Below are 7,749 nucleotides of genomic sequence, written 5' to 3' on the forward strand. Positions count from 1 at the left end.
CGCTCTGAGGAACGAGTTGTTTTTACTCGTCTTCTGTTTTTTGCAAGAGCTAAGCTCACTCAAGAGCAATGATACAGTCGATAGCGATAACCAGAAACTCTCAGCCGATGGAAATTTTCGTCTACAAGACAGTTTTGAGTCTCCAATTTTACTGATGCTGAAAAATTTACCACCCAGACATCCACAGGTCGAGATAACTGCTCGATCTGCCGATTTAGATTGCGAGTCGGAATATCCTCGTCTTCTTCTTTATGTAGTAACAAAAATTTTGGTGGCGACAGAGAGACTTCACTGAAGAAGCGATGCGATCCTGCCAATGAGGTCTCGGTCGAGGAATGGTTATTAAGAGACGAAACTTCCCCTGACTTGGCTAAATTTTTGGCTCTAAGTCTTTGCCACTCCCAGGCTAAACCCATCATTTCACCAGTTTGTTCGTGAGTTTTATGCACGGTAGCGATTACAGTGGGAATTGTGGGATATTGTTTTTGGGCTTCTAAGATTACCGGAACGACTAAATCGGGTCGGTCTGGTTTTTGATAGGCTAAATTATTAACCACGCTGATTCCACCACAACCGCCGATTAATAGGGTAAGGATAACTAAAGCTCTTGAAGCTCGAATATGCCGTTTTGTTTGAAATTTACTTTGCTGAGCTACTTTGCGCCATAATTCGCTAAAAACAGCGGCGATCGCCAGTATAACCATCGGAAAATAAAAAAACTGAAATCGCGCTGCTAGAGTTAAATCGCGATCGAATATATAGGTAAATCCCCAAATTAAGCCGATCGCAGCGAGAAGATACCAAATAATTAGGCGATCGCTCGTATGTTTCACCCGATTAAAATAGTTCAGTGTGGCGATGGCTAGCCAAACTAAAATCGGCAAGATAATTACAATGGAAATAATAATTACCGTAGTTGGAACGCTCTGTAGGGGCAACATTAACAACATCGTGACGATCCAGCCAAACAGTCTGGGAATTGGCGCGAAAAATTCTCCTCCTAAAGGATCGTCCTGATATACCCATTCCGTCAGGCGGTCGTCGGGAATAGTTTTCCAGGCTAAGATCCATCCAATACAACCAATAAAAGTGCCTAACATTGCCATAGCGACTCTACGCCAACGGTAGGAACCGAGAATGTCTAAATAATATTTAAACCCTTTTGAGTTTGCTTCTCGCCAACAAAATCCAGTTAAAACTGCACTTTGAGCGAGTAGGGAAAGGGCAAAGAAATAATGGGTAGCCATCCCCAAACTATTCACTACGATCCACAGTAGAATTACGGCGGTAGGTGGCAAAGACTTGGTTTGCAAGCACTTTATCGTAACTAACAAACAAGCTAGAGAAGCAATAACCCAAAGAATTGCTAGGGTGTAATGACGGGTTTCTTGAGCCAAATAAATTCCGTAGGGAGAAACTGCCATTAGTGCTGCCGCTATCTGACCGGTTAATAAAGAACTGCGTAGCAAATAACCCAAGCCAAACATAGCGGGAATACTTAATACTCCAAATAGGGCACTTAAGGAACGAGCCTGCCAAAGAGATACTAATTCTGTTTGGCTGGGAAATAGTTGCAACCACCAGTGAGTTAAAAGAAAATATAGTGGAGGATGAGTACTTTCATTCATCAGATGTCGGACGACATCCAAATTTTGAAGCTCATGGTCTATTGTTACTGGCAGCAAAATATTATCGAGTGAAATTATTTGCTCTAAGGGAATGGTTTTAAAACTCTTGCCGAGACTAAATACCAAAGTCGCCCATTCATCAGCCCAGGGTGGTTTAGATTCTAGATTGGTAAAGCGCAAAATTGCGCCAATTAAAATCCAAAACAACAGCAAACCCCAGTGTATCCAAACATTTCGCTCCTTAACTCCACGGCGATCGCCCATAACTGAAATATTCCTAAAGAAACAAATCTTTTCAATTTTACCGATCTCCGAGTATTTAAAAAATTGCTTGAGAACGAGAGCGATTAATTAGCACTTACTCCCAGGTAAAACGTTTTCGCGTCCTGGGTCATGATATTCTGAGTTTTGAACTAAATCGATCGCATTTGAAAACTAACATCTATAGCGATCGAATTTTATCGAACCGTAACAGCACTTCCGATCATGTCTTCATCTCAATTTAATCGAGACAACGAACAATACGATGGAGAGACATTAACTTTAGTTGATGAAAATGGGCGATCTCTTCCCTGCTACATCGAGCATTCTATTGAAGTCGATGGCATAACCTATTTATTACTCATGCCAACAGATATACCAATAGTAATCATGAGTTGGGATAAAGAAGATGATGAAAATGATGAAGTAGAAGCCACGATGCTAGAAGACGATGCTGAAATCGCAGAAATTTTTGGCGATGCTAAAGCCGTACTCGCCGAACAAAATCTCTATCTCTACCATACTGCCTATACTCTGACTGCGATCGGCGAACTCCCGCCGTTGGAAGAAGATGAAATTTTGACTTTAAATCTAGATGAAGAAGACTTTCAGCTAGAACCAGAAGAATTACAGTTGCTGGCTAGTTTCTATCACTTCGGACGCAAGTACTGTATTTATACACCTTTAACTCCACTATTGTTCTTTGCTCGCTACGATTTAGAAAATCGGCTAGAATTAGTGTCCCCAGAACAGGAAAATTTGTTGCCGATTTTACAAGAACTGCTGTTTGACGAATCCGAGCGTTCGGAGGATGAAGAATGAAGAAAATTACCACGACCGCTGTAAAAAAATCGAAGTTACCCTATTTTCTCGGTATTTTTGCTCTAATTTTCGGATTTGGTGCGATCGCTAGTTGGTTGTGGTGGCGAGGAGCGACTGCCCCTGTTGCCCGACAAGAAACCGAATTAGGTACCAATTCAGTACGTTTTACCGTCGAGCGCGGCATGACGGGACGGCAAATTGGCGATCAGTTATTAGCGGCAGGTTTGATTCAGTCGGCAGATGCCTGGAAAATTTGGTCTTGGCAACAGCGACAATTAGACTCTACAGGTGGATTTAAAGCAGGTACTTATTTATTATCTCCTCAAGAATCTTTACCGGCGATCGCTGGTAAAATCTGGCGCGGCGAAATTATGCAGACTCGCTTTACTATTCCCGAAGGATGGTCGATCGAGCAAATGGGTCAATATTTTGCCACTTTAGATTATTTTAGTGCGGCAGAGTTTGAAGCGGCTGCCCGCGAAATACACTACGAACGCTATCCTTGGTTGCCGTCCGATTTACCGCTTTTAGAGGGTTTTCTATACCCCGATACCTATAAACTTAGCAGCGATCGCGCTACTAATCCTCAGGCAATTATTCAAGTAATGCTCGATCGCTTTCAACAAGTCGCTCTTCCCGTTTATCAAGAAGCACAAACCGATCTCAGTCTACTCGACTGGGTAACTTTGGCAAGTATCGTAGAAAAAGAAGCGGTCGTCGCTGAGGAACGAGCCTTAATTGCCGGAGTGTTTGCTGCCAGATTAGAACGGGGAATGAAACTAGAAACAGATCCCACTGTAGAGTATGGATTGGGAATCAAACAGACTGCCGATAAACCTCTAACCTATGCTCAGGTAGGAACGCCTTCTCCTTACAACACCTACATAAATTTTGGCTTGCCCCCCACTCCCATAGCCTCTCCTGGAATTGCTAGTCTTAAAGCCACTCTCAATCCCGAAAAAACTGAATATCTCTATTTTGTTGCCCGCTACGATGGCACTCACGTTTTTAGCAAAACTCTAGCCGAACATCAAGCCGCCACAAAAGAAATTCGTCGTCAAAGACAACAAAAGTAGCTTTTTTTTGGTTGAGAAGAGAATTCAGACTGCTCTCCTCAACCTCTTTCTATATATATGATTCAGACAGTAGTTTATAGCTTATAGCTAACAGCTACTTACTTAACGAGCTTCCGTTCCTTGGTTGGGATCGCCTTCAGTCTGAACATTTTTATCCCCTGGTGCTTCTGGCTGTGCTCCCGATCTAACGTCTTCACGGCGTTCTTCGCTTCCAGTGCGGCGGGTTTTAGCCACCACTGGGGTTTGTTTGTTATCAGAAGCAGGAGTTTTGGCTTTTTTCTGGGCTTTTTTGCCTTTAGGTGCTTCGATCTCTACCAACTCTGACTCGGCGAAGTTGTTAGTATTGACTCCAGCATAGTTTACCTTGTCAAAACGAACGATTACCGGGTAGCGAATTCCGCTTTTATCAACGGTCGCTACTTTACCAACGTCTTGATACCAATAGGATTCCGGACGAAGAATTCTGACTGTAGAACCTCGTTGAACCATGATTAGTCTCCTGAAAATTAATTTTGTTTGGTGGTTTTTTTAAAATAAGAGAAAAATTGCCGACAACTTACTCTTATTATTGGTTTTTAGGCTAAATAGATATTAACCGTTAAACATTACAGACAAGTTTATCAAACCTTCTCGCTAATAAATTTTTACGAAACATAACAAAAATTCTTTGAAAAAGACATTTTTCTTCCGGCGATCGCAAGTACATAAAAATTCAATCCTAATTTAAGGTTGAAAAAAGATGCTAGTGCATAGAGAATAAATAGCGATCGCCAAATTAACCCCCTATTTAAACTCGAAAAATGTAGATGAAGCTTAAATATTGACATACAGTAGGAAAATAACTGGAAGAATAACCTAACCTATCCTTCTGGAGATAATACATAACCCAATAACGCAAAAAATTTATGTCTAATCGCTGGTGGGAAATAATTATACTCTGCGAACCAATTTTAGAAGAATCGTTTTTTTGGCGGCTAGAACAATTTGGTTGTTCCGGAACTGCTAGTCAGGTCAAAGAAGAACGTCTGCTAATTCGCGCTTATCTTCCCGAAATTAAGGTGCAAAAATCCGATTTAGCAGCTTTATGTCAATGGCTGAATCGAGATGCCAAATCGCTCGCCGCAGCTCTACCCGAAGTTCAATGGCAATTAACTAATGAAGAAGACTGGGCGAATAGTTGGAAGCAATATTGGCAACCCACGAAAATTGGCGATCGCTTTATGGTCTATCCGGCTTGGTTAGAATTTTCCGAAGCTTCAGATAGAGTTATTCTACGTCTCGATCCAGGGGTAGCTTTTGGTACCGGAACTCATCCTACTACTCAACTGTGTTTGGAATCTCTAGAGATGCGACTCTACGAAAACGCTGAGTCCCAAGTTATTGCTGATATTGGCTGTGGTTCTGGCATCCTCTCCATCGGAGCGAGCTTACTCGGCGCGAAACGAGTTTATGCTGTAGACACCGATCCTCTAGCTACTAAAACCTCTCGAAGCAATTGTCAGCTAAATCAAATAGGTAAAGAGCGAGTAACCGTTAGTGATGGCAGTATCGAACAACTAATAAAACTCGGACTGACTTTTGATGGCATTATTTGTAACATTCTTGCCGATACGATTAGTGAGCTGTTTCCTCAGTTTAATGAGCTCGTTGGCGAGCGCAGTTGGGCTATTTTAAGCGGCATTTTGTTGGAACAAGCAGACGCAATTGCCGATTTAGTCGAAGCTTACGGATGGACTGTCGCCGCTTTATGGAGACGCAAAGAGTGGTGCTGCTTTAACATTCGCCGTTCGGAATATTAGTTAGGCAGGGTTAAAATTTCTACTCCATCTTTGGTAACAGCAACCGTATGCTCAAATTGAGCGGATAATTTGCCGTCTTTGGTAATTGCCGTCCAGCCATCATCGAGAGTTATCGATTCCCACGTTCCCTCGTTGATCATCGGTTCGATGGTAAAAACCATACCAGGTTTTAACTTTTTGCCTTTACCTCGCCTACCGTAATGGGGAATTTGAGGAGCAGTATGAAAAATATGGCTGACTCCATGTCCGACAAAATCTCTGACTACTGAATAGTTGTTAGCTTCAGCATATTCTTGAATTGCCGCACCGATATCGCCTATTCTCGCACCGAGTTTGACTTCGGCAATACCGCGATGCAAACATTCTTCGGTGACTTCTACTAATTTTTTAGCTTCAGGAGAAGGAGTGCCAACAAAAAAAGTTTTGGAGGTATCGCCATGATAGCCATCTAAAATCGGAGTAACGTCGATATTAATTATGTCTCCTTCTTTAAGTATTTGTTTGGCATTAGGAATTCCATGACAAATCACTTCATTAACGCTAGTGCAAATAGATTTAGGAAAGCCATGATAACCTAGTGGCGCACTTCTAGCTTGTCTGGCTTGCGTCCAGGCTTCAGCTGCATCATTGAGCTCTAAAGTACTGATTCCTGGTTTGACTAAAAAAGATAGGTACTCGAGTAACTCGGCAGCTAAAGTTCCAGCACGGCGCATTTTATCTATTTCTCGGCTAGAAAGTAAAGTAATTCGTTCGCTTCCCATAAATGTCGTTCTCGGCTCGCTAGATGATTCTAATATTTTTGAGTATTTTTCGTCGTGTAATTTATCCTAGCCAATTTTTGAGAATGATTTTTGATTGAGGTTCCAAAAATTTAAAAAGTATTTTATAATTATCCAGTTAGCTAAAACAATCGAGTGCTTACTAGGCTCGGTAGCTCAGTTGGTTAGAGCGGGGGACTCATAAGCCCTAGGTCGTCAGTTCAAATCTGACCCGAGCCATTCCTAAACTCAAACTAAAAGCCAATCCCAGCGTAAACTGTTGTAATGTCGATCTACTTCCAGGTACAATAAAATATAACAATTTACAGCAGAAAATAGATCGGATTACAGCAGAAAATAGATCGGATTTAGATCGCGTGGGAGACAAATTAGACAGGTTATTGTCGGCGGCAAATCAAAGATTGAAGTTGACTAACACAGGAGTAATCATTTTTAGACGGGGTAGCAAGTTATCGCTACGAGGAATGCTGCCACCGAAACCTGGAAGTAACAAAACTAAATTTAGCCAGCAGACCGTGGCTTTAGATATCTATGCTAATGGTGCTGGTATTAAGGTTGCTGAAAAAGAAGCGCAAAAACTAGGAGCTACGATCGCTCTCAATGAATTTGATTGGTCTAACTATTTGAATTCAGACCGTGCAGTTGGCTCGGTAAATTACTGGGTAGATAAATTTGAAGAAGATTACTTCAACAAACGCGAGAGAAACGAAAAATCTGAGACAACCTGGAAGGATTATCTTAAGATATTTAATAAATTTCCCGACGGTACAAAGCTCGACCGCGCTACGTTGTTGGAAGTTGTGTTGTCAACTAAACCCGATACGAGAACCAGAAAAAAAGCTTGTACTTACTTAAAATAACTAGCTGAGTTTGCTGGTGTGGATTTCGAGCCGTCTGAATATGCTGGAAATTATTCGCCTAGCTCGGTTAATCCTAGAGAAATTCCTACAGATTTAGAAATAGAGCAGTGGCGAGGAAAAATTCCCAATCGTTGCGGTTGGCAGTATGCGTTTGGGTTGATGGCAGCATACGGATTGAGAAATTTTGAGTTATTCTACTTAGACCTCGAATCGATAAAAAAATCTCCAGGGTATTTGAGGATAAGGGTTAGCAAAACGAAAAATCAAAGCGAAAGAATTGTCTGGTGTCTCTATCCTGAATGGTGGGAAATGTGGGAGCTAGGGAATATAAAACAAAATTTTCCCCAGGTTACGGGTAAAAATAATTCGGCATTGGGAGATTGCAGCAATTCTCATTTTAAAAATTCCCAGAGAAAAATAGATGAGAAATGAGCATTGGTTCGCGAGTAAGTTTCGCGAACAAAAACCACTGATTAAGATTCGGGTGAATTAGATTAAAGTAAAAGGCATTAAATTCTCACAGA

8 protein-coding genes and 1 tRNA gene are annotated in these 7,749 nt (G+C 41.6%); 6 read left to right on the forward strand and 3 right to left on the reverse strand.

Translation table 11 applies throughout. The annotated features are described in order from the left end of the window. Positions 1 to 59 precede the first annotated feature (59 nt). Positions 60 to 1,892, reverse strand: coding sequence for a glycosyltransferase family 39 protein (locus ACLFKQ_RS18850; RefSeq protein ID WP_449001290.1), 1,833 nt, complete (start codon positions 1,890 to 1,892; stop codon positions 60 to 62). A 222-nt stretch (positions 1,893 to 2,114) separates the two neighbouring features. Here ACLFKQ_RS18850 and ACLFKQ_RS18855 point away from each other — a divergent pair, with 222 nt between their 5' ends. Next, positions 2,115 to 2,711, forward strand: a complete 597-nt coding sequence (locus ACLFKQ_RS18855) for a DUF3727 domain-containing protein (protein WP_449001291.1) — start codon at positions 2,115 to 2,117, stop codon at positions 2,709 to 2,711. Further along, entirely contained in the window at positions 2,708 to 3,787 is a 1,080-nt protein-coding gene (gene mltG, locus ACLFKQ_RS18860) for an endolytic transglycosylase MltG (protein ID WP_449001292.1), read from the forward strand. Before ACLFKQ_RS18855 ends, mltG begins: the two co-directional genes overlap by 4 nt. Positions 3,788 to 3,889: 102 nt before the next feature. Here the strand turns inward: mltG and ACLFKQ_RS18865 are convergent, their stop codons facing one another. Next, positions 3,890 to 4,276: a photosystem I reaction center subunit IV gene (locus ACLFKQ_RS18865; RefSeq protein ID WP_449001293.1), complete on the reverse strand. Its 387-nt coding sequence runs from the start codon at positions 4,274 to 4,276 to the stop codon at positions 3,890 to 3,892. A 416-nt stretch (positions 4,277 to 4,692) separates the two neighbouring features. On the opposite strand from ACLFKQ_RS18865, the gene prmA reads away from it, so the two are divergent. Further along, entirely contained in the window at positions 4,693 to 5,586 is an 894-nt protein-coding gene (gene prmA / locus ACLFKQ_RS18870; RefSeq protein WP_449001294.1) for a 50S ribosomal protein L11 methyltransferase, read from the forward strand. Here the strand turns inward: prmA and map are convergent. Beyond that, on the reverse strand, positions 5,583 to 6,347 hold the full coding sequence (gene map / locus ACLFKQ_RS18875) for a type I methionyl aminopeptidase (RefSeq protein ID WP_449001295.1): 765 nt from the start codon (positions 6,345 to 6,347) through the stop codon (positions 5,583 to 5,585). The two genes, prmA and map, sit on opposite strands and share 4 nt — an antisense overlap. Before the next feature lie 163 nt (positions 6,348 to 6,510). Here map and ACLFKQ_RS18880 point away from each other — a divergent pair. From ACLFKQ_RS18880 to ACLFKQ_RS18890, 3 genes are all read left to right on the forward strand, one after another. Continuing rightward, a tRNA-Met gene (locus tag ACLFKQ_RS18880) sits at positions 6,511 to 6,584 on the forward strand. Positions 6,585 to 6,721: 137 nt separating this feature from the next. Continuing rightward, positions 6,722 to 7,225 carry a hypothetical protein gene (locus ACLFKQ_RS18885; RefSeq protein WP_449001296.1) on the forward strand — a complete coding sequence of 168 codons (504 nt, stop codon included), beginning with the start codon at positions 6,722 to 6,724 and terminating at the stop codon, positions 7,223 to 7,225. A gap of 18 nt (positions 7,226 to 7,243) precedes the next feature. Further along, on the forward strand, positions 7,244 to 7,657 hold the full coding sequence (locus tag ACLFKQ_RS18890; protein WP_449001297.1) for a hypothetical protein: 414 nt from the start codon (positions 7,244 to 7,246) through the stop codon (positions 7,655 to 7,657). The last annotated feature ends 92 nt before the right edge of the window (positions 7,658 to 7,749 follow it).

The organism is Myxosarcina sp. GI1(2024) (genome assembly GCF_053543375.1).

Excerpts from the sequence above, each read along its gene's own strand:
- ACLFKQ_RS18850 (WP_449001290.1), bottom strand. The coding sequence starts at position 1,892 with ATGGGCGATCGCCGTGGAGTTAAGGAGCGAAATGTTTGGATACACTGG.
- mltG (WP_449001292.1), top strand. The coding sequence starts at position 2,708 with ATGAAGAAAATTACCACGACCGCTGTAAAAAAATCGAAGTTACCCTAT.
- ACLFKQ_RS18855 (WP_449001291.1), top strand. The coding sequence starts at position 2,115 with ATGTCTTCATCTCAATTTAATCGAGACAACGAACAATACGATGGAGAG.
- ACLFKQ_RS18865 (WP_449001293.1), bottom strand. The coding sequence starts at position 4,276 with ATGGTTCAACGAGGTTCTACAGTCAGAATTCTTCGTCCGGAATCCTAT.
- map (WP_449001295.1), bottom strand. The coding sequence starts at position 6,347 with ATGGGAAGCGAACGAATTACTTTACTTTCTAGCCGAGAAATAGATAAA.
- prmA (WP_449001294.1), top strand. The coding sequence starts at position 4,693 with ATGTCTAATCGCTGGTGGGAAATAATTATACTCTGCGAACCAATTTTA.